This window comes from Burkholderia semiarida (assembly GCF_029268935.1).
Taxonomy (GTDB): Bacteria; Pseudomonadota; Gammaproteobacteria; order Burkholderiales; family Burkholderiaceae; genus Burkholderia; species Burkholderia semiarida.
This window is the reverse complement of the sequence record NZ_JAHLCL010000008.1, coordinates 1,135,834-1,154,754: the sequence shown is the minus strand read 5'-3', so window position 1 is coordinate 1,154,754 and position 18,921 is coordinate 1,135,834. Positions and strand designations below refer to the sequence as shown.

Here is an 18,921-nt window from a genome sequence, read left to right as displayed (position 1 = left end):
TTAGACCGGTCGTCTAGTAACGTCGAGCCGGCATGTTGAGCGGCACTTTACCCGATCCCCGTCGCGCGCCCAATGCCCCGGCCGGCGTTCTCCTCGCTCGTTCGTCCGTCTGCGGGTGGCGCGTCATATCGGCGCCCCGGTTTCGCTATCAGCGCGGCGCTTCGTCGGCGCGCTTTCTGGTGCGCGCCCGCCGCTCGCTGCGCTCGGCGGCCGGGACGGTCTTGACGCCGCGCAACGGCGGCCGGCGCACGAGCGCTGCCATCTCGCGCCTCAGCGCGTCGAGTTCGTGGCTGCGCGCCGCGCCGGTCGCCAGTGCGCCGTCGAGTTGCCCCTGAAGCACGCCGCAGCGATGCAGCGCATCGCCGAGTTGGGCTTGTAGCGCCGCCATTTCCTTTCGCTGCTGCGAGTCGCGTTGTTCCGCGCGCGATGTCGCTGCGTCGAGTTCCTTTTGCAATCGCGCGGCCGCGAGCCGCTCGCGATCGATTTCCTGAAGCGCCCGCTTCTCCGACGCGCGCAGCCGCTCTTCGGCGCGGCCGGCATCGTCGCGCAACCTGTCGAGCTGGGCGGTGAAATCCGCGCGGGCCTGCGCGAGCGCGCGGTCGCCCGCCGCGTTGTCGGCTTTCAGGCGCTCGATATCCGCTTGCAGCGCTTGCCGCGATGCATCGTCCGCCGCCCTCGCCTGCTCGAGCTCCTGAATGCGAACCTGCGCGGCCAGCAAGGCTGCCGTGCGTTGCTCCAGCGCGGTTTCGGTGCGGGCCAGGTCGGCCCGCACCGTCGCGACTTCCGTTTGCGCCGCGGCCCGCTGGGTTTCGACTTCCGCGCGCAGCGCATCGAGCGCGGCGGCCGCGTCGGTACTCGATCGATTCCACAACGCCGCGACGAGTTCGCCTGCCGCCGCCTGCAAGTCGGCCGGCAGGTCGGGATGCTCGATGCGCACGCGGCTCTTTTCCCGCAACTCGGCCCAGAACTCGCCGAGGACGGTCGTCGGCGTACTCATGCTGCCCTTGCGAACGAGTTGATACAGGCGGTTCGCCGTCGGCGTGATACCGAAGCGAAAGAACAGCAGCGCACACACTTCGCGGTACAACTCGCGCGTTTTCGGGAAGGCGGCCTTGAGCCGCTCGATTTCGGCGGTGAGGCGGGGTTCGTCGGCAGCGAGATCGGACATGGCGGGTTTGGTCGAGACTTTCGTTAATAATATAACGTAAACCGTTAAATATCCAATCAATAGAGCGATGTAATTTGACATTATTTCTATAATGTCGAGATCACATGAATCCATGAGATTCATCTGGCGCGTCAGGAAGGCCGGATTCCTCGCACGACGCGTTCGTTCGGCGTGTCATCGGCGTGCCACCGTAGGCCGGTAACGTTCGAAGCCGTCCCCGATCCCGACAAGCGATCCGCCATGCAGCGCCCGTCGCGCGCCACGCCCCACGTCTACGCGGCCACGTCCCGCGCCCTCGCCGTCAGCCTCGCGATCAACCTCTTGCTGCTCGCCGTCGAGACGGCGGCGGCACGGTCCGCGCATTCGTCGGGTTTGCTCGCGGACGTCGTGCATGCGGCGATCGATCTCGCGGCCGATGCGCTGATCCTCGTCGCCTGCCGGCTCGACGCGCGCCTGCCGCCGGCGCGCCGCCCGACCTACGAGCCGCTCGCGCTCGCGGGCCTCGGCGCGTTGCTGGCCGCGACCGGCGGGCGGATGATCTGGCATGCACTGACCGGGTTCGATACGCCGCCCGTCGTGCAGCCGGGCGCGACCGCATTCGCGCTGGTTGTCGTCACGCTCGCCGGCAAGGCCGTGCTGTCGTACTGGATGCTGCGCAAGGCGCGCGAGACCGGCTCCGCGCTGCTCGAGGCGAGCGGCTGGCACGTGCGAACCGATGCGCTATCGTCGTTGCTCGCGGCGCTCGCGATGAGTGCGGCGCTGGTCGGCTTCGGTCGGCTCGACGATCTGGCCGCGCTCGCGATCGGCGCGCTCGTGATCCGCACGGGCGCCGGATTCATCCGGCGCGGCTGGACGCAGTGGCCGGCATGGGCCGATTGGGCGAATCGCTCGACGCGCGGATCGTGAACGTCGCAGGTATCGCCTGACGGCCGATGCGTGCCGTTGCCTGCCCGATCGGGCTCCCTGTAACAGGTTATCGTTTGTTTTTTGTCAATACAGGCTATCATTTGTATTTTTGCAATACATGCCATAGACTGTATTTTCCGATTACAAACGATCGCCTGTCATCTCGCGGAGCGCCCGATGGCCTTTCCTGTCCAGACCTTGACCCAGTTGCGTCCGATACTCGTCGGCTTCCGCAAATCCGCGGGGCTCACGCAGGCGCAACTGGCCGCGCGCCTCGGCATCACCCAGCAATCCTATGCGCAGCTCGAAGCCAACCCGTCGGCGGCCAGTGTCGAACGGCTTTTGAAGGTGTTGAACGCGCTCGGCGTTCGCATGATGCTCAGCCTGGACGAGCGGGATGCGCGGGCGGAAGCGGCCGATCCGGCTTCCGATGCCGAGCCGCCGGCGCGCCGCAAGCCGGCCGCGAGCAAGCGCGGCACCACGGCCGCGCAATCCCCGGCCGGGGCCGCGGCCGACGCGGCGCGGAAGCGCCCGGCAGCGACGACTCGGGCCAGGCCACGCGTGTCGAAGCGGGAGGACTGGTGACGATGGCTGCACGCGCCCGCCATGATCGGCTCGACCTGTGGATGAACGGCATTCCAGTCGGCTATTGGGAAATCCGGCGCGGGGTCGAGCGTCTCGTGTACCTGCCGGACTGGCTCGACGATCCCCAGGGCCGGCCACTGTCGCTGTCGCTGCCCTTCACGCCCGGCAACCAGCCGCACCAGGGCGCGATCGTGGCCGACTACTTCGACAACCTGCTGCCCGACAGCGAGCCGATCCGCCGCCGCATCGCGCAGCGTTACCGGCTCGGATCGACGGCGCCGTTCGAATTGCTCGCGTCGGTCGGCCGCGATTGCGTGGGCGCGATCCAGATGCTGCCGCCCGGCGAGACGCCCGCCGATCTCGAGGCGATCGAAGGCGCGACGCTCGACGATGCAGCCGTTGCCGACGTGCTGCGCCACGCGACCGCCGCACCGCTGCCCGGCCACGCGGAGCCGGAAAGCGACCTGCGCCTGTCGATTGCCGGCGCGCAGGAAAAAACCGCGCTGCTGCGTCAGGGAAACCGCTGGCTGCGTCCGTCGGGCAGCACGCCGACGACCCACATCTTCAAGCTGCCGCTCGGGCGCGTCGGCAACATGCAGGCCGACATGCGCACGTCCGTCGAAAACGAATGGCTGTGTTCGAAGCTCGTCGCCGCGTACGGCCTGTCGGTCGCGCCGTGCGAGATCGGCCGGTTCGACGACCAGAAGGCGCTGATCGTCGAGCGCTTCGACCGGCGTCCGTCGCGCGACGGCTCGTGGATCCTGCGACTGCCGCAGGAGGACATGTGCCAGGCGACCGGCACGCCGTCGGGGGCGAAATACGAATCGGACGGCGGCCCCGGCATCGAGACGATCATGGGCATCCTCGCGAATTCGGCCGATGCGGCCCGCGACCGGATGAATTTCTTCGTCGCGCAGCTCGTGTTCTGGGTGCTGGCCGCGATCGACGGCCACGCGAAGAACTTCAGCATCGCGCACCTGCCCGGCAATGCGTATCGCAGCACGCCGCTGTACGACGTGCTGTCCGCGCATCCGATCATCGGTACGCGCCGCAACCAGATTCCGCCGCGCCGCGCACGCCTCGCGATGGCCGTCTGCGGGAAGAACCGGCATTACGTGATCGGTGAAGTCCAGCCGCGCCACTGGATCGCGCAGGGCCGGCGCGTCGGCCTGACCGAAGACGACGTGCGCGCCGCGATGGCGGCCGTCGTCGCCCGCACGGAACCCGCGATTGCCGAAGCCGCCGCGCAGATCCCGGCGGATTTTCCGGCGGACGTCGCGGATGCGATTTTCGCCGGCATGCGTCGGCACAGCCGCAAGCTCGCAACGGCCGATTCGGCGTGACACACCGACGGGCCGCGACGGGCTGTCGGCCTTCGCGGCAACACGTCAGCCCTGGATCGACGGGCAGCCCCGACGGAACGGAAGCCGTGACGCCGTCGCCGATACGGCATCGAGCGCCCCCGCGCCGGACCGCGCGCCGGCCGCCGGCGCTTGATCGTTCAGCCCGCGTCGCGCGCGCGGGCGAGTGCCGCGAGGTTGCCCTCGCCGAACCCGTGATGCCCCTTGCGCTGCACGATCTCGAAGAAGATCTCGCCGGGCCGGCGCTTGACGAAGGTCTGGAAGAACAGCCTCGGCACGCCGTCGCGGCCGATCTCGCCGTCGACCAGCACCGCGCGGCGGCGCAGCGCATCGAGATCGACGCCGTGCCCGGGCAGCCGCGCATCGACGTCGTCGTAATAGCGTGCGGGCGGCTCGATGAACTCGACACCGTTCGCACGCAGCGCATCGACGCACGACAGGATGTCGTCGGTCGCCAGTGCGACGTGCTGGACGCCCTCGCCCGGATGGTCGGGCAGGTACGCATGCATCAGCTCGGTGCGCCGCGTGCCTTCCTCGTACACGGGAATCCGCACCGCGCCGCACGGCGACACCATCACGCGCGATTCCTCCGACACATGCCAATGCGCGTCGATCTGGTGGATCTCGCGAAAATGCAGCAGGTCGTGGTAGAAATCGAGCCACTCCTGCATGCGGCCCGCGCCGACGGTTTGCGTGAAGTGGTCGACCTGCTGCAGGCCAACGCCGGCGCAATCGAGGTCGGTATGGGCGGTCGCGATGTCGATCGGCCGGAAATCGATGTCGAAGATCGAGATGTCGCCGACGCCGCCGCGCTGGCCGTCCCGCCCGCGCCAGCGGTCGACGAAATACAGGTGCGAATCGCCGATGCCCTGGATCGCCGGAATCTTGAGTTCGCCGACGCCGACCTTTTCGCCCTCGAACGCCCACGCACCGAGCTGGATCGCACGCTCGAACGCGCGCCGGGCGTTCGCCACGCGCAACCCGATCGCGCAGACGCCCATCCCGTATTCCTCCGCATAGCGCGCGGCGAACGAATCGGGCTCGGCGTTGATCAGGAAATGCATCTGCCCCTGCCGGTACAGCGTGACGTTCTTGCTGACGTGCCGCGCGATCGCCTTGAATCCGAGCTGCTCGAAGCGTTGCGCGAGTGCGTCCGGCACGGGCGCCGCGAATTCGACGAATTCGAGGCCGGCCATCCCGAGCGGATTGGCGGCCGGATCGGCGACGGGCGGCGTATCGCTGGACAGGGGGTGGGAATTGCCGGGCATTCCAGTCTCCGGGGACATGCGTCGATGGGGTAGCGTGCCTGTCGCGCGCGGCATGCGCGGCCGAGGTGGCGGCCGCACGCGCGCTCCGGACGGGCGAGTTGTCGATGCTGCAGATTTTAACCAGATCGTTCACGGCGGCACACCCCGGCCGAACGGATATCGTCGCGCCGCCTAGTGCAAACCCGGAAATCGTTCGATAATCGCACGGACTTGAACGATAATCGCGCAATTTATCCGATTGGCCGATTGCCGCCGTGCGGCGCGCGCCCTATTCTCCGTTCACTCATCGACTTCAATGCAGCATCGGACGCGGCGCCGCCACGATTCCACGATGCGCCGTGCCAGGAGACATCGCCATGACCCCCACCTTCGACACGCTCGACGCCGCTGCAGGCGCCCGTGCGCGCAACCAGGCCCGCAAGGCCGCGATCGGCAGCTTCGTCGGCGCCGTCGTCGACTGGTACGACTTCCTGCTGTACGGGATCGTCGCCGCGCTGGTGTTCAATTCGGAGTTCTTCCCGAAAGTCAGCCCGACGATGGGCACGCTCGCGGCGTTCGCCACCTTCGGCGTCGGCTTTCTGTTCCGGCCGCTCGGCGGCATCGTGTTCGGCCACTACGGCGACCGGCTCGGCCGCAAGCGGATGCTCGTGCTGACCGTGATGCTGATGGGGCTGTCGACCGTCGCGATCGGCCTGCTGCCGACGTTCTCGACGATCGGCTGGTGGGCGCCCGTGCTGCTGGTGCTGATGCGCGCGATCCAGGGTTTCGCGGTCGGCGGCGAATGGGGCGGCGCGGCGCTGATGGCCGTCGAAAGCGCGCCGAAGCAGAAGAAGGCGTTCTACAGCAGCGGCGTGCAGGTCGGCTACGGCGTCGGGCTCGTGCTGGCCACCGGCATCGTATCGATCCTGAGCCATACGCTCGGCGAGGCCGCGTTCAAGTCGTGGGGCTGGCGCCTGCCGTTCGTGTTCAGCATCGTGCTGGTGCTGATCGGGCTGTGGGTGCGCAAGAACATGGACGAATCGCAGGAGTTCGTCGAGAAGGTCGAGCACGGCAACCGCAAGCTGCGCCTGCCGGTGCTGGAAGCGCTGACGCGCCACCCGAAGGCGTTCCTGCTGATCGTCGCGCTGCGGCTCGCCGAACTGTTCACGATGTATATCGTCACCGCGTTCGCGCTCAGTTATTCGACGACGAACCTCGGCATGTCGCGCGACCTGTTCCTGAACATCGGCCTGCTGGTGGGCGCGGTGAGCTGCGTGACGATCCCCTGCTTCGCGTGGCTGGCCGACCGCTACGGCCTGCGCCGCATCTATCTGATTGGCGCACTGATCGGCGTTGCGTCCGCGGTGCCGTTCTTCCTCGCACTGGAAGCGCGGTCGATCGCGTGGATCGTGATCTTCTCGATCCTGCTGGCGAACGCCGCGCACGACATGGTCGTGAGCGTCCAGCAACCGCTGTTCACCGAGCTGTTCGGCGCCGAGTACCGCTACAGCGGCGCGGGCGTCGGCTACCAGTTCGCGAGCGTCGTCGGCGGCGGGTTCACGCCGTTCATCGCGGTCGGCCTCGTCAGCGTGGCCGGCGGTTCGTGGCACCTCGTCGCCGGCTATCTGGCGGCCGGCTGCCTGATCTCGCTGGTGGTCGCCGCACGGATGCGGGCGGCGCAATGACGCGATGAGCGCGTGGCCGGTCGCCGTCCGCGGTCGGCCACGCGGCTGGTCATTCGGCCATGCCGGCCGGCATTCGACCTGCTGCTTCACGGGCGCGACGTCAAACACTGTCAGTTACGCGCGCCGATTCCCCTTTTCCCCTGCGAACATTCCACGCCGCGTGCCGACCAATGGCATCATATGGGCCTACGTCAGTCACCGATACGCCCCCATATCATGTCGAATCTCATCGTCCACGGCGGCACTCCGCTGCGCGGGGACATCAAGCCGTCCGCGAACAAGAACGCCGTCCTGCCGATTCTGTGCGCCACCCTGTTGACCGATCAGCCGCTGCGCCTCGTCGGCGTGCCCGACATCACCGACGTGCGCAAGATCCTCGACATCTTCCGCACGCTCGGCAGCGACGTGTCGGTCGATTTCACGACGGGTCTGCTCGAGCTTCACCATCGCAACACGACGTTCGATCCGGCCGTCCACCGGCTGCCCGAGGCGATGCGTTCGTCGATCATGCTGATTCCGCCGCTGCTCGCGCGCTTCGGCGTCGCGCGCCTCGAGAACGACGTGAAAGGCTGCACGCTGGGCGTGCGCGAGATCGATCCGCACGTCGAGGTGTTCGAGCGGTTCGGCGCGCACATCGAACGCACGCCCGATTCGCTGATCGTCCGTACCGACGGCCCGCTGACGGCCAACGATCACTGGCTCGACTACGCGTCGGTGACGACCACCGAGAACTTCGCGCTGTGCGCGACGGCCGCGAACGGCACGTCGACGCTGATGAACGCGGCATCCGAGCCGCACGTGCAGGAGTTCTGCCAGTTCCTCGCGATGATCGGCGTCGCGATCGAGGGGATCGGCACGTCGCGGCTGTGCGTGACGGGCGGCGGCAAGCTCGGCGGCGGCGAGTTCCGTTTCGCCGAGGATTTCCACGAGATCGCGACGTTCCTCGCGCTCGGCGCGATCACGGGCGGCGACATCACGGTGCGCAACTCGTCGCCCGAGCATTTCCCGCTGATCGACCGCACGTTCGCGAAATTCGGCGTCACCGTCACGCACCGCGACGGCTGGTCGCGCGCGGAGCGCGACGGCCCGCTGCGCGTGCGCCGGCCGTTCACGCAGAACATCCTGACCAAGGTCGAGGCCGCGCCGTGGCCGTACCTGCCGGTCGACCTGCTGCCGATCTTCATCGCGCTCGGCGTGCGCGCGGAAGGCAGCGCGATGTTCTGGAACAAGGTCTACGACGGCGCGCTCGGCTGGTCCGGCGAACTGTCGAAGTTCGGCGCGCACGTGCTGCTGTCCGATCCGCACCGGCTGATCACGTTCGGCGGGCTGCAACTGACGCCGGCGCGCGTCGAGAGCCCGTACATCATTCGCGTCGCGATCGCGCTGCTGATGGTGGCCGCGAGCATCGAAGGCCGCTCGGAAATCATGAACGCGCTGCCGATTCGCCGCGCGCATCCGCATTTCGTCGAAAACCTGCGTTCGGTCGGTGCGAACGTCGAGTGGACGAGCAGCGAGTAAGGTCGTGACGGATGCGGCGCGCGCAACGGCCGCGTCGCATCCGGTTCGTCCGCTTTTCATGCCGTATCGGCCGTTTCCATGCGCGGCCGCGCGGCGTTCTGCCATCGGTTGCCATCAGTCCGCGTCAGCACGCTGCGTGCTGCTTCACGCCTTTTCCCGTAGTCGGCGTCAGCCTGACGATGCGTCATCGGGACGTCTACTCCCGCGACCCGCCGGCTTTTCCCGCTCGCGGAAAACCAGATTCGGACCCGTCCAATTGCCGAAACGTGAGCCCGGCCATAGCCTGCTTTCCTGATCCGGCGGAAAGTGCAAAAAACCGCACATCCTCCCTCCAGCACGAAAATGCACAGCCTATGGAACCTCGATTCACCCTGGCGCAGATGCGCGACGTCTGGATCGACGCGTATCGTCACGCCGATGTCGAACAACTCGATTTCGTCGCGAGCCCGCATTTCTTTGTCCGGCACGAAGCTCGCATTCGCCCGAAAGCGCAATTTCTTGCGCGAATGCGCGTCGTAGCGGCCGAACGCACACCGGACAGACCGGCTATCGCATATCGGGACGAAACCATGCAAATCGTTACGCGCGGACGGTGCGCGACGATAACGGGCATCGGATCGGTACGGATCGACCAGGCAATCGATTCCCGCTTCGATTTCGTTGAGCAGTGGTGCGTGATCGACGCCCGATGGCGCATTGCCGCGCTCTGGCACGAACACAAGTAAGCTGGGCGGCGCCGCAGGCGCGTTCCGGCGCTTGAATGGGTCGACTCAATCCGGCTCGTTTGCGTCGTTCCGCCTGAACCTGAAATCGCCCGGCAGCTTGCCTCTGAAACGCCTCAACGGCAGCAGAAGCGCTTCGGGGCTCGCGTGGCGGCTCGCGGCCAAAGCACCGGCATGGTGAACGACTATTTCGACTTCGTCGCCTTCACGTAGCCCCAACGCGTCGACCAGACCGACCGGAAGGCGCACGGCCAGACTATTCCCCCACTTTGCAACCCGCATACGTCCTCCTTGAATGGATGTCGCCGACTCTATATCGGCCCCTATCCCACGGGCAAGGATGGCGGATCAACCGACCTCCCGCTCCCCCACAACTCGCGCGATAATCGCCCACTCCCGCGCGAACACCGCGCGCCACCGCCCACCCGTGATGACGAAAAAGCCGGACCTCGACCGACGCGACTGGATTGCCGGCCTCGAAAAAGGCCTGATGATCCTGGAGGCCTTCGACAGCCAGCACGCGCGCATGACGCCCACGCAAGCCGCCGCGCGCACCGGCCTCACGCGCACGGCCGCGCGTCGCTACCTGCTGACGCTGGAATCGCTCGGCTACGTGTACACCGACGGCAAGCTGTATGGCCTCACGCCGCGCGTGCTGCGGGTCGGCTGGTCGTACTTCGATTCGGCGCGCCTGCCGCGCACGGTCCAGCCTTATCTGCAGCAGTTGAGCGCGTCGCTGAACGAATCGGCGTACGTCAGCGTGCTCGACGGCTGGGAGCTCGTGTTCATCGCGCGCAACGGCGTGTCGCGCGTGATGACGACGGGCTTCGTGCTCGGTGCGCGCGTGCCGGCGCCGCTGACGTCGCCCGGTGTCGTCCTGCTCGCCCATCATCCCGATCGCGAAGCCGTGCGCGCGTGGCTCGACGAGACCGAGCTGGCGCCGTTCACGCCGCACACGATCACCAACAAGGCGCGGCTGCTCGAACAGGTCGACCGGGCGCGCGAAGCCGGCTACGCGGCGATCGAGCAGCAATTGCAGGTCGGCGTACGCGGGATCGCGGTGCCGCTGAAGAACCGTCACGGCGAAGTCGTCGCCGCGCTGAGCACGAACATGCCGATCGGCGCGGAGACGACCGACGCGGCCGTGCGGCGCGTGCTGCCGCATCTGCAGGAAGCCGCGCTCGCGATGCTCAACGTGCTGTAGCAGCCGGCGCCGCCGTTACCCGATCCGCCACCACCGCGGCAGCAAATTGCGCACTTCGCGCCGCCGGTAACGGTCGTCGATCAGATGCACGACGCCCTCGTCGTGCTCGGTGCGGATCACGCGCCCGGCCGCCTGCACGACCTTCTGCAGCCCCGGATACAGGTACATGTAGTCGTAACCGTTGCCGAAGCGCGCGTCCATCGCGCGCCGCATCTGCTCGTTGATGTCGTTGACCTGCGGCAGTCCGAGCGTCGCGATGAACGCGCCGATCAACCGCTCGCCGACCAGGTCGACGCCTTCCGAGAAGGCGCCGCCCAGCACCGCGAAGCCGACGCCGCGTCCGCCCGCGTCGAAGCGCGCGAGAAACGCGTCGCGCTCGCTTTCGGCCATGCCGGGCGCCTGCGCCCACACGGGGACGTCCGGATGGCGCGTCTGCATCAGCGCGACCACGCGCCCGAGGTAGTCGAAGCTGCTCAGGAAGCCGAGATAGTTGCCGGGCCGTGCCGCGTATTGCGCGGCGATCAGGTCGGCGATCGGTTCGAGCGAACGATCGCGGTCGCGCCAGCGCGTCGACACGTGGCTCGCGACGCGCACCGTCAGTTGTTCGGCGCGGAACGGCCCGTCGACGTCGAGCCAGCCGGTATCGCCCGGCAGCCCGAGCGTGTCGCGATAGAAATGGAACGGGCTCAGCGTGCCCGAGAACAGCACGGTCGCGCGCGCGGCTTCGTAGCGCGGCGCGAGGAACCCGGCCGGGATCACGTTGCGCACGCACAGCGTCGACTGGACACGGCGCCGGCGGCCGGCCGTCGCGACGCCGTCGAGCGCCGGCTGGCGCGGCATCGGTTCGCCATGCAGCGTCGCGTCGAAGATCGACGCGCTGTCGAACGCCTCGGCCAGCACGCCGAACTGGATCGCCTCGAAATGGAAACGCAGCAGCGCGTCGTCGTTCGCGCGAGGCGCGTCGGTCAGGTGTTCGCCGATCGCCGCGACGAGGTTCTGCACGGCCGACACGATCGGGCCCGGCACCTCGGGATAGGCGGCATAGCGCTCCGCCTGCGCGCGATTGAGCGTCCCCCACGCGCGGGCGAGCCGGTCGAATGCCTTGCGCAGCGCGGCGGGCGCGGCTTCGCGCGCGGCCGCGAACGCGAATGGATCGAGCGACGCGCTGTACATCTTGCGGGCGCGGTCGAGCAGGTTGTGCGCTTCGTCCACGAGCACGCCGACGCGCCACTGGTTCTGCTGCGCGAGCGTATGCAGCATCGCGCTGCCGTCGTAGTAGTAGTTGTAGTCGCCGATCATCATGTCCGACCAGCGCGCGAGCTCCTGCGCCAGGTAGTACGGGCAGACGTCGTGCGCGAGCGCGGCGGCGCGCACGGTCTCGCGATCGAGGAGCCCGGCCTCGATCGCCGCATCGCGCGCGGCCGGCAGCCGGTCGTAGAAGCCCTTCGCGAGCGGGCACGATTCGCCGTGGCACGCGTTGTCCGGATGCTCGCACGCCTTGTCGCGCGCGACGAGTTCCAGCACACGCAGCGGCAAAGCGGGCGTGCCGGCGCCGAGCGTCGTCGCCGCTTCGAGCGCGAGCGCGCGGCCGGGGGTTTTCGCGGTCAGGAAAAATACGTGATCGAGTTCGCCCTCGCCGCAGGCCTTCAGCAACGGGAACACGGTGCCGAGCGTCTTGCCGATGCCGGTCGGCGCCTGCGCCATCAGGCAGCGTTCGTCGCGTGCCGCGCGATAGACGGCCACCGCCAGCTCGCGCTGGCCGCTGCGGAACTGCCCATGCGGAAACGCGAGCGCGCGCAGCGCCGCGTCGCGCGCGGCGCGATGGGCCGTCTCGCGTTCGGCCCAGCCGATGAAGCACGCGCACTGCTCGGCGAAGAACGTCGCGAGCGCGCCGGCATCGAGCGTTTCCGTCAGCACGGTCTCGCGCTCGGACACGATGTCGAAATACACGAGCGCGACGTCGATTTCATTCAGATCGCGCGCAGCGCACATCAGGTGCGCATAGACCTTCGCCTGCGCCCAATGCAGCGCGCGGTGGTTGGCCGGCATCGCATCGAGGCTGCCGCGGTAGGTCTTGATTTCCTCGAGCCGGTTCGCCACCGGATCGTAGCCGTCCGCGCGCCCGCGCACGGTGAGCATGCCCCACGTGCCCGTCAGCGCGATCTCGGTTTCGTAGCGCGCGCCGCGCTTCGACGTGACCGCGCCGTGGCCGGCGATGCCTTCGAGCGCGGTCGGCGCGGGCGTGAAGCGCAGGTCGAGATCGCCGCGCCGCGCGGTGAACTCGCACATCGCCCGCACCGCGACGACGTAGCTCATACGGACAACCCCGCCGCCTCGGCGTGCGCGACGCCCTCGCCGGCCCACTCGACGTCGACGACGCGCACCGGCATGCGGTGCGCGAGGCAGTAGGCGAGCCAGCGCGTCTGGTTGTCCTGCAGCCGGTCGCCGGGGCCCTTCACCTCGATCAGCTCGTAGCGTCGTTCGTCGGGCCAGAAGCGCACGAGATCGGGCAAGCCGGACCGGTTGCCGCGGATATCCGCGAGCAGGCGCGTGAACCACAGCCGCAGGTGCTCGGGCGGCAGGCACGCGAGCGCTTCGTCGAGCAACGCGTCGGTCAGCACGCCCCAGAACACGAACGGCGACTGCACGCCGGCCTTCGTCGCGAAATGCCGACGGATCGTGTCGCGGTACGCGCCCGAATCGAGCTGCGCGAAGCACGCGTCGAAGGCCGCCGCGCGACGCGCGGCGAAATCGGGCGCGTGCAGGTCGGCCGGGCCGCGCTGGAACGGGTGAAAGAACGCGCCGGGCACCGCCGCGAACACGGGTTCCCAGCACAGCAGACCGAACAGCGAATTGATCAGCGTGTTTTCGACGTAGTGGACCGGCGACGCCGGCTGCGCGAGATGGTCGCGCACCGCGAATTCGACGCTGACGGATGCGTCGGGACGCGCGAGCACGAGCGTCTCGCGCGGGACCGCCGCGGCGGCGGCCGCGCGTTCGACCCGCTGGCCGGCGCGGCGCTGCAGGCGCGGCAGCATGCGCTCGACGCGCTGGCGCTCCTCGTCGCTCTCGAAGCCGCCGCGCGCGTCGAGCGCCAGCGCGAGCGCGTCGCCGTCGCGCCCGCAGCGTTCGAGTACGCGGATGCGCCGATGGCGGCTGCCGGGCCACGCGCTGCGCGTGTACGCGTCGAGCGCGGCGCACCAGTCGGCACGACGTTCGCATGCCTGGCCCAGCGCGAACAGCAGCTTCGCGCGGCGCGTCGCGAGCCACGGCTGCGCACAGTCGACCGCGTCCAGCGCGCGGATCAGATCGTCGAAAGGCAGATCGTCGGGCCATGCGTCGAGCGCGTCGCGGCACATCTGCAGCGCGAGATATGCATCGACGTCGCCACGCTGCTGGAACGCGCGCGACGACGGCGCGATCGGCACGCATTCGTACTGGAACACGCCGAGATCGGCGAGCACGAACTCGCTCCAGTCTTGATGCAGATTGCCGAAGAACATCAGCCGCAGCCGGTCGCACAGCGGGCCGACCGTCACGCGCAGCACGCGGTCGTCGGCCTGCGCGCACCACGCGTCGAGCGGTTGCGCGACGTCGTGCGCGGGCCTCAGCCGTTCGAGCCAGTCGGCCTTGCGCTCGCCAGCATGCGCGGCGAGCGACGGAAAGATGCGCAGCAGATCGGCCTTGGTCGACAGCGCGAACAGCTCGTCGAGCGTGAGCGCGGGCGCCGGATCGACCCAGCCGAGCGCGACGAGCGGCGCGGCGGCGTCGAGCGTGCAGCCGATCTCGTCGTACACGAGCTTGCTCGCGCGGAAATCCGAGCCATTGCGCATCAGCATCCGCACGAGCAGCGCGCGCGACGCCTGCGGCAGCGTCGCGAACTGCCGGACGAACGCATGCTCGTGCGCGTCGAACAGGTCGTCGTAACGCTCGCCGAGCCACGCCAGCGCGCGTTCGAAATTGGTCAGGTAGTAAAACGCCGGAGGCGTCGGCGAAGCAGGCGTCACGGGGATCGATCACTGTGCATTTGTACAGGTCGCAATCATATCAAATGTGGCGGCCAATGCCGCACGCGGCATTGCCGTTCCGCTGCCCCGGCTTCGGTCAGAACTGGTAATTCACCGACATGTCGAACACGCCGTTGGTCGACTGCTGCGTGATCGGGCTGCGCGCCGCGCGGCCGACGAGCTGCTCGAGCGCGCCGTCCATCGTGACGAACCAGTGCTTGTTCACGAACCACACCATCGTCACGCCCACGCCGGCCGACTTGATCCCGGCCCCGGACGAATAGGCCGGCAGCCCCGAGCGCGCCGCAGCCCCCTGGTTCACGCCGAACCAGCTGTTCATGTAGCGGGAATCGGCGAACGACACGGTGGGCCCCGCGAACCAGAAGAAGTGTTCGTTGCTGCCGGGCATCGGCATGTACGCGGAAAAATCGCCGGTCCAGCCGTTCGACCCGCCGATGCTGCGCCGCACGTCCGCGCGCAGCACGAGCGGGAAATCCTTCGAGACCACGTAGTCGGCCGCGAGCTTCATCACGGGCGCCGCATTGATGTTGTCGAGACCGTTCAGATGGCCGAGATCATCGGCCGAACGGCGCCCGAGGTCATAGCCGACCGACAAACTCACGCGCCAGTTCGGCCCGCGCAGCACGTTCGCGCCGAGCCCCTCGCCGGTCGACAGGAAGAACAGGTCGCGATAGCGGATATCGAAATTCGGGCCGCCCATCACGCGATAGCGGTCGGAGCCCGCATAGCGCGGCTGCAGCGTCATCGCGGCGCCGACGCTGACCTGCCAGGTCGGGATATTCGGATCGAAGAGTTTGCGCAGCGGCACGCCCGCCGTGTATTGCCATTCGCCGAGCGGCGAAGGCGTCTGGGCCGACGCGTCGCGGGCGCCGGCGGCGGCGAGCGCCGCGAATGCCGACAGACTGGATACGAACCGGCGTGCGCCGGGGGACAGCAACAGGCGAGCAACAGGGGTCAAGGCGGTCTCCGTCGGTTGCATGAAAGGAACCTGAGGGAAAGCGCGTCGCGCTTCGTCGGCTGCAACGGCACGCAGCCTGCGGCGCGAACGTAGCATGCGCTGAATTAATGGACATCCTACGCGACGCGCGCACAGACGCAAAGCGCCCGCTGTATGCGGGCACTTTGCCGGAAGCCGGCATGAGCCGGCGGATGATTGCGGAATCAGAAACGCTCGACGTGATAGTCGCCGGCGAGCGCGGCCGGACTGCGCGTCGACATCATCCGGGAGAAACCGTCGGCGAGCCGGCCGAGCGCCAATTGCTTCTGGCTGGCGTCCCAGTGCGTAAAGGTGTCGTACGCGGCATCGTCGAACGAAACGGTCACGGCGACCGGGCGGCCGCTCGCGCGAAAGCCGATCTGCAGCACGCCGCCCGGCAATTCCTCGATGTGATAGTGCAGCGAACGCGATTCGAAATAGCGGCCCAGTACCTGAGCGATCGCGCGCTTGTCTGGCGATTGCACGTGAATGTCCATGACGGTCCTCCTTTTCAGTGTTCGCGCGGCCGGTGGTGGCGCGCTGCCCCGGGCGGCATCCGCATCGGCGGCGGGTTCGACGGCGGGTCGCCCTGCGGCAGCCCGTCGGGCACGGGCGGGTCGACCGGGTCGTCGTGCCCGGGCGGCGGCGGATCCGGTTCGACGTCGGGTGTCGTCGGTTCGGGGCGGTGCAGCATGGATGGCGTCTTCATGTCACTCCTGCGCGACGGCGCGCGCATCTCGATGGCGAGGCGAGCCCCGCAAGCGCCGTGCCCGCTCTCGCGCTGTTCCGTTCAATCGTCGTAAGCGGCCATGACGAGCCACATCGTGCGCCCCTCGGCGGACAGTTGCACGGCGAGCGCGAACGGGTCGGACGGTTCGCATTGCGCGACCAGCGCCTGCTGGGCCCGCTCCGGGCTGTCGTAGACGACGTCGTTCAGCTCGCGCACTTCGTCCTTGCCGTCGAACATGCGCCGCTCCGGCCGGTAGACCCGCGATTCGCGCTTCCACGTATCGAAACGCTCGCGCACGTGGCCGAAATCGCCGCCGCATACGTTCGCGTCGTAACGTATCCTTTCCCTGGCTGCATTCATCGCGATGTCCTCTCGTCCAGACCGGACGCGTGCCCGGCCGTCCTGGCCGGCTTGCAAGCGCCGTGCCCCGTGCGCCGCGGGTACGCCGCTTGCGCTTCTCATCGACAAGGAGGTCCGACCATGATCGTTCACGCCACCGGCCGCCGCGACGCCGTGTCACCGGTTGCCGGAGTGCTCCGGCTCGCCACGTCGCGCCCGCCGTCCGAAGACAAGACGGAGGAGCGCATCGACGAAGGGCTCGAGGAGACGTTCCCGGCCAGCGATCCGCCCGCCGTCGGCGGTGCGACCCGTATCGACCCCGCCAAGCCGTCCGGCGAGCATGAACGTCGCGCGCCGCACGTCCCTTCACCGCCCCCCGATCACGGCTGACGGCGGCACCCGGCCCGCGGTGCGGCAGCGCATGCGCGGGCCGGCGAAATCAGGAGCGATTCGATGAAAGTCCTTGAACGCAGATGGCATGAAATCAGTGGCGCGGCCGGCGTCGCGGCACTGGCCGCGATCGAAAGCGCGGTGGTGCTGGCGATCGTCACGATGACGGGGATTGGCCACTGACGGTCCCGCGTTGATGCCCCCTGCCGCGAGGCGGCGGCCGCCGTGGAAGATGTACAAGCGGGCTGGCAAATTTCTCCGTCCTCCGGCCGTCCGGGCCATGCGTTCGCGCATCGCGCGCGGCACGCGGCCTGCTCCCGCCTCGATCCGCTCACGAAGGAGACGTTCATGTATCGCGTCAACGAGATCATGTCGCGCGACGTAGTATGCGTCGCACCGACCGACACGATTCGCCGTGCGGCCGAATTGATGCAGCGCTTCGACATCGGCGTGCTGCCCGTGTGCGAGGGCACCGAGCTCGTCGCGATCGTGACCGACCGCGATCTCGCGGTGCGGGCGCTGTCGCACGGTCATTCTCCCGATACGCCGGTGCACGCGGTCGCGTCCAGGCCGGTGCAGTGGTGCGTGGAAGACGACGGCGTCGGCGACATTCAGCAGCGGATGGCCGACGTGCAGTTGCACCGGCTGCCGGTGCTCGATCGTAGCCGGAAGCTGGTGGGCATGGTATCGCTCGGCGACATCGCGACGCGCGCGGGCGGCCCGGCACGCGACGAACTGGCCAATACCCTCGAGGACGTATCGCTGCCGCGCCGCCGCTGACCCGCATCTCTCATCGTTCTGCGTTGCCCGCTACCCCGGCGCCGTACCCGCGCGATGGATTTGCGCGTGGACCGCGGTGCCGCTTCGACCAGGAGGTTTCGATGACAACGGACAAACCGTCGCGCGACGCCGCGCGCATCGTCGGCTCGAACCCGCGCACGGCCGCCGGCGGGCCGGGGCCCGACGTGATGGCCGCGCGCACGCTCGAAGACGATCGCGTGCTGACGATGGACGGCGACGACATCGGCAAGGTGAGCCACATCATGCTCGACGTACGCGCGGGACGGATCGCGTACGCGGTCGTGTCGTCGGGCGGCTTGCTCGGGATTGGCGACAAGCTGCTCGCGGTGCCGTGGAACGCGCTCGTTCTCGACGCCGAGCGCCAATGCTTCGTGCTGCCGGTCGACACCGCGCGCGTGCGCGAGGCGCCCGGCTTCGACAAGAGCCGATGGCCCGCGATGGCCGACCCCGAATGGGCCGAAGCGCTGCATGCGTACTACGGCAGCTCGCCTTACTGGCTGATCGAGGAAGGCGAAACGGCGCTCGATTCGCCGCCGTACGAGGCATCCCCCGGCGGCCCTGAAGACGGCACACGGCAGCACTGAAGCGCACCCGCCGCAATGCGGGTCACTGCGCGGTGGCCACCGTCTTCGCGAGTTGCCGCGCGGCGCCCAGGTGCGCGTTCAGCGTCGGCAGCGTGCGGGCCGCGAACGCGCGAAGCTGCGGGTCGCGACCGTCTTTCGCCTCGGTTTCGTAGAGCCGGACTGCCGCTTCCTGCGCGCGGGGCCCGGCCAGCGCCACGTACGCCGTATCGAATGCGTGCCCGTCCTTCGCTCGCAATGCCGTCACCTCCGGATCCACGAGCATCCGCGTCTGGACCGGCACGCCCTTCTGCGCGCCGAGATGCCGCAATTCGTCTGCGATACGCGCGTGATCGTCGACCATCCGGCGGGCGAAGGCTTTCACGTCCGCGTTCGACGATCGATCGAGCGCGAGCTGGCCGGCCTGTCGTTGTACCTTGCCGATCATGCCGGCCTTGTCGACGAACTCGGCGTCGAGGCCGGCCGGCCGCTGCGTCATACCGGCCTCGTCGGCGGTCGAGCCCGGCCGGATGACGCCCGGCGCGACCTGCGCGGACGAAGCGGGCGGCGCCTGCGCGTGCGATAGCGCGAACGTCCCGACACCGGCGGCGGCCATCAGCATGATGGCTGCCGGCCCACGCCCGCGTTGTTTCATCCGGTTCGTTTTATTCATCCGGGCCTCCGATGTCGGGCGACGAAGC

General features: G+C 68.5%; 20 protein-coding genes. 10 read left to right on the top strand and 10 right to left on the bottom strand.

Going from position 1 to position 18,921, the window contains the following annotated elements:
• Positions 1–148: 148 nt before the first annotated feature.
• Positions 149–1,168 carry a DNA-binding protein gene (locus KPB06_RS28450; RefSeq protein ID WP_059574391.1) on the bottom strand — a complete coding sequence of 340 codons (1,020 nt, stop codon included), beginning with the start codon at positions 1,166–1,168 and terminating at the stop codon, positions 149–151.
• A 240-nt stretch (positions 1,169–1,408) separates the two neighbouring features.
• Here KPB06_RS28450 and KPB06_RS28445 point away from each other — a divergent pair, with 240 nt between their 5' ends.
• The 3 genes from KPB06_RS28445 (at position 1,409) to KPB06_RS28435 (ending at position 4,002) form a co-directional block, all read left to right on the top strand.
• On the top strand, positions 1,409–2,074 hold the full coding sequence (locus tag KPB06_RS28445) for a cation diffusion facilitator family transporter (RefSeq protein WP_275905836.1): 666 nt from the start codon (positions 1,409–1,411) through the stop codon (positions 2,072–2,074).
• Between the two features lie 177 nt (positions 2,075–2,251).
• The gene (locus tag KPB06_RS28440) at positions 2,252–2,659 is read left to right on the top strand and encodes a helix-turn-helix domain-containing protein (protein ID WP_275905837.1); all 408 of its coding nucleotides are present in this window, start codon (positions 2,252–2,254) and stop codon (positions 2,657–2,659) included.
• Positions 2,660–2,661: 2 nt separating this feature from the next.
• Positions 2,662–4,002, top strand: a complete 1,341-nt coding sequence (locus tag KPB06_RS28435) for a type II toxin-antitoxin system HipA family toxin (RefSeq protein WP_275905838.1) — start codon at positions 2,662–2,664, stop codon at positions 4,000–4,002.
• 158 nt (positions 4,003–4,160) lie between these two features.
• On the opposite strand, the gene KPB06_RS28430 is transcribed toward KPB06_RS28435, so the two are convergent.
• Positions 4,161–5,288: a 4-hydroxyphenylpyruvate dioxygenase family protein gene (locus tag KPB06_RS28430; protein WP_059574395.1), complete on the bottom strand. Its 1,128-nt coding sequence runs from the start codon at positions 5,286–5,288 to the stop codon at positions 4,161–4,163.
• A 356-nt stretch (positions 5,289–5,644) separates the two neighbouring features.
• Between KPB06_RS28430 and shiA the strand changes: the two genes are divergently transcribed.
• From shiA to KPB06_RS28415, 3 genes are all read left to right on the top strand, one after another.
• The gene (gene shiA / locus KPB06_RS28425) at positions 5,645–6,952 is read left to right on the top strand and encodes a shikimate transporter (RefSeq protein WP_059639479.1); all 1,308 of its coding nucleotides are present in this window, start codon (positions 5,645–5,647) and stop codon (positions 6,950–6,952) included.
• A 216-nt stretch (positions 6,953–7,168) separates the two neighbouring features.
• Positions 7,169–8,470 (top strand): UDP-N-acetylglucosamine 1-carboxyvinyltransferase, encoded by a 1,302-nt coding sequence (locus KPB06_RS28420; RefSeq protein ID WP_060310952.1) that lies wholly within the window; start codon positions 7,169–7,171, stop codon positions 8,468–8,470.
• Positions 8,471–8,823: 353 nt separating this feature from the next.
• Positions 8,824–9,195 (top strand): DUF4440 domain-containing protein, encoded by a 372-nt coding sequence (locus KPB06_RS28415; RefSeq protein WP_059574397.1) that lies wholly within the window; start codon positions 8,824–8,826, stop codon positions 9,193–9,195.
• Positions 9,196–9,240: 45 nt separating this feature from the next.
• On the opposite strand, the gene KPB06_RS28410 is transcribed toward KPB06_RS28415, so the two are convergent.
• Entirely contained in the window at positions 9,241–9,474 is a 234-nt protein-coding gene (locus tag KPB06_RS28410; protein WP_059574398.1) for an AbrB/MazE/SpoVT family DNA-binding domain-containing protein, read from the bottom strand.
• Between the two features lie 148 nt (positions 9,475–9,622).
• Here KPB06_RS28410 and KPB06_RS28405 point away from each other — a divergent pair, with 148 nt between their 5' ends.
• A complete protein-coding gene (locus tag KPB06_RS28405) occupies positions 9,623–10,396 on the top strand; it encodes an IclR family transcriptional regulator domain-containing protein (RefSeq protein WP_059574399.1) in 774 nt (257 codons plus the stop codon).
• A 15-nt stretch (positions 10,397–10,411) separates the two neighbouring features.
• Here the strand turns inward: KPB06_RS28405 and KPB06_RS28400 are convergent, their stop codons facing one another.
• The 6 genes from KPB06_RS28400 to KPB06_RS28375 form a co-directional block, all read right to left on the bottom strand.
• On the bottom strand, positions 10,412–12,712 hold the full coding sequence (locus KPB06_RS28400) for an ATP-dependent DNA helicase (RefSeq protein WP_059574400.1): 2,301 nt from the start codon (positions 12,710–12,712) through the stop codon (positions 10,412–10,414).
• Positions 12,709–14,403 (bottom strand): VRR-NUC domain-containing protein, encoded by a 1,695-nt coding sequence (locus tag KPB06_RS28395; protein ID WP_275905839.1) that lies wholly within the window; start codon positions 14,401–14,403, stop codon positions 12,709–12,711. The genes KPB06_RS28400 and KPB06_RS28395 overlap by 4 nt, the downstream gene beginning before the upstream one ends.
• Positions 14,404–14,500: 97 nt before the next feature.
• Entirely contained in the window at positions 14,501–15,403 is a 903-nt protein-coding gene (locus KPB06_RS28390; RefSeq protein ID WP_179231776.1) for a MipA/OmpV family protein, read from the bottom strand.
• A gap of 182 nt (positions 15,404–15,585) precedes the next feature.
• Positions 15,586–15,897, bottom strand: a complete 312-nt coding sequence (locus KPB06_RS28385) for an ATP-binding protein (RefSeq protein ID WP_060011367.1) — start codon at positions 15,895–15,897, stop codon at positions 15,586–15,588.
• Positions 15,898–15,911: 14 nt separating this feature from the next.
• On the bottom strand, positions 15,912–16,109 hold the full coding sequence (locus tag KPB06_RS28380) for a hypothetical protein (protein ID WP_275905840.1): 198 nt from the start codon (positions 16,107–16,109) through the stop codon (positions 15,912–15,914).
• Between the two features lie 81 nt (positions 16,110–16,190).
• Positions 16,191–16,490, bottom strand: a complete 300-nt coding sequence (locus tag KPB06_RS28375) for a hypothetical protein (protein WP_059574404.1) — start codon at positions 16,488–16,490, stop codon at positions 16,191–16,193.
• Positions 16,491–16,610: 120 nt separating this feature from the next.
• Between KPB06_RS28375 and KPB06_RS28370 the strand changes: the two genes are divergently transcribed.
• From KPB06_RS28370 to KPB06_RS28360, 3 genes are all read left to right on the top strand, one after another.
• The gene (locus KPB06_RS28370) at positions 16,611–16,859 is read left to right on the top strand and encodes a hypothetical protein (RefSeq protein WP_059574405.1); all 249 of its coding nucleotides are present in this window, start codon (positions 16,611–16,613) and stop codon (positions 16,857–16,859) included.
• 348 nt (positions 16,860–17,207) lie between these two features.
• On the top strand, positions 17,208–17,639 hold the full coding sequence (locus tag KPB06_RS28365; RefSeq protein WP_059574406.1) for a CBS domain-containing protein: 432 nt from the start codon (positions 17,208–17,210) through the stop codon (positions 17,637–17,639).
• Between the two features lie 101 nt (positions 17,640–17,740).
• On the top strand, positions 17,741–18,244 hold the full coding sequence (locus tag KPB06_RS28360; protein ID WP_099317450.1) for a PRC-barrel domain-containing protein: 504 nt from the start codon (positions 17,741–17,743) through the stop codon (positions 18,242–18,244).
• Between the two features lie 22 nt (positions 18,245–18,266).
• On the opposite strand, the gene KPB06_RS28355 is transcribed toward KPB06_RS28360, so the two are convergent.
• On the bottom strand, positions 18,267–18,893 hold the full coding sequence (locus KPB06_RS28355) for a DUF4142 domain-containing protein (protein ID WP_124658151.1): 627 nt from the start codon (positions 18,891–18,893) through the stop codon (positions 18,267–18,269).
• Positions 18,894–18,921 lie beyond the last annotated feature (28 nt).

Bases quoted from the DNA above. Each gene is read 5' to 3' on its own strand.
- KPB06_RS28410 (WP_059574398.1), bottom strand. From the start codon at position 9,474: ATGCGGGTTGCAAAGTGGGGGAATAGTCTGGCCGTGCGCCTTCCGGTC.
- KPB06_RS28420 (WP_060310952.1), top strand. From the start codon at position 7,169: ATGTCGAATCTCATCGTCCACGGCGGCACTCCGCTGCGCGGGGACATC.
- KPB06_RS28360 (WP_099317450.1), top strand. From the start codon at position 17,741: ATGACAACGGACAAACCGTCGCGCGACGCCGCGCGCATCGTCGGCTCG.
- KPB06_RS28355 (WP_124658151.1), bottom strand. From the start codon at position 18,893: ATGAATAAAACGAACCGGATGAAACAACGCGGGCGTGGGCCGGCAGCC.
- KPB06_RS28365 (WP_059574406.1), top strand. From the start codon at position 17,208: ATGTATCGCGTCAACGAGATCATGTCGCGCGACGTAGTATGCGTCGCA.
- KPB06_RS28380 (WP_275905840.1), bottom strand. From the start codon at position 16,109: ATGAAGACGCCATCCATGCTGCACCGCCCCGAACCGACGACACCCGAC.
- KPB06_RS28430 (WP_059574395.1), bottom strand. From the start codon at position 5,288: ATGCCCGGCAATTCCCACCCCCTGTCCAGCGATACGCCGCCCGTCGCC.
- KPB06_RS28445 (WP_275905836.1), top strand. From the start codon at position 1,409: ATGCAGCGCCCGTCGCGCGCCACGCCCCACGTCTACGCGGCCACGTCC.
- KPB06_RS28385 (WP_060011367.1), bottom strand. From the start codon at position 15,897: ATGGACATTCACGTGCAATCGCCAGACAAGCGCGCGATCGCTCAGGTA.
- KPB06_RS28375 (WP_059574404.1), bottom strand. From the start codon at position 16,490: ATGAATGCAGCCAGGGAAAGGATACGTTACGACGCGAACGTATGCGGC.
- KPB06_RS28370 (WP_059574405.1), top strand. From the start codon at position 16,611: ATGATCGTTCACGCCACCGGCCGCCGCGACGCCGTGTCACCGGTTGCC.
- KPB06_RS28405 (WP_059574399.1), top strand. From the start codon at position 9,623: ATGACGAAAAAGCCGGACCTCGACCGACGCGACTGGATTGCCGGCCTC.
- KPB06_RS28450 (WP_059574391.1), bottom strand. From the start codon at position 1,168: ATGTCCGATCTCGCTGCCGACGAACCCCGCCTCACCGCCGAAATCGAG.
- KPB06_RS28400 (WP_059574400.1), bottom strand. From the start codon at position 12,712: ATGAGCTACGTCGTCGCGGTGCGGGCGATGTGCGAGTTCACCGCGCGG.
- KPB06_RS28435 (WP_275905838.1), top strand. From the start codon at position 2,662: ATGGCTGCACGCGCCCGCCATGATCGGCTCGACCTGTGGATGAACGGC.
- shiA (WP_059639479.1), top strand. From the start codon at position 5,645: ATGACCCCCACCTTCGACACGCTCGACGCCGCTGCAGGCGCCCGTGCG.
- KPB06_RS28415 (WP_059574397.1), top strand. From the start codon at position 8,824: ATGGAACCTCGATTCACCCTGGCGCAGATGCGCGACGTCTGGATCGAC.
- KPB06_RS28440 (WP_275905837.1), top strand. From the start codon at position 2,252: ATGGCCTTTCCTGTCCAGACCTTGACCCAGTTGCGTCCGATACTCGTC.
- KPB06_RS28390 (WP_179231776.1), bottom strand. From the start codon at position 15,403: ATGCAACCGACGGAGACCGCCTTGACCCCTGTTGCTCGCCTGTTGCTG.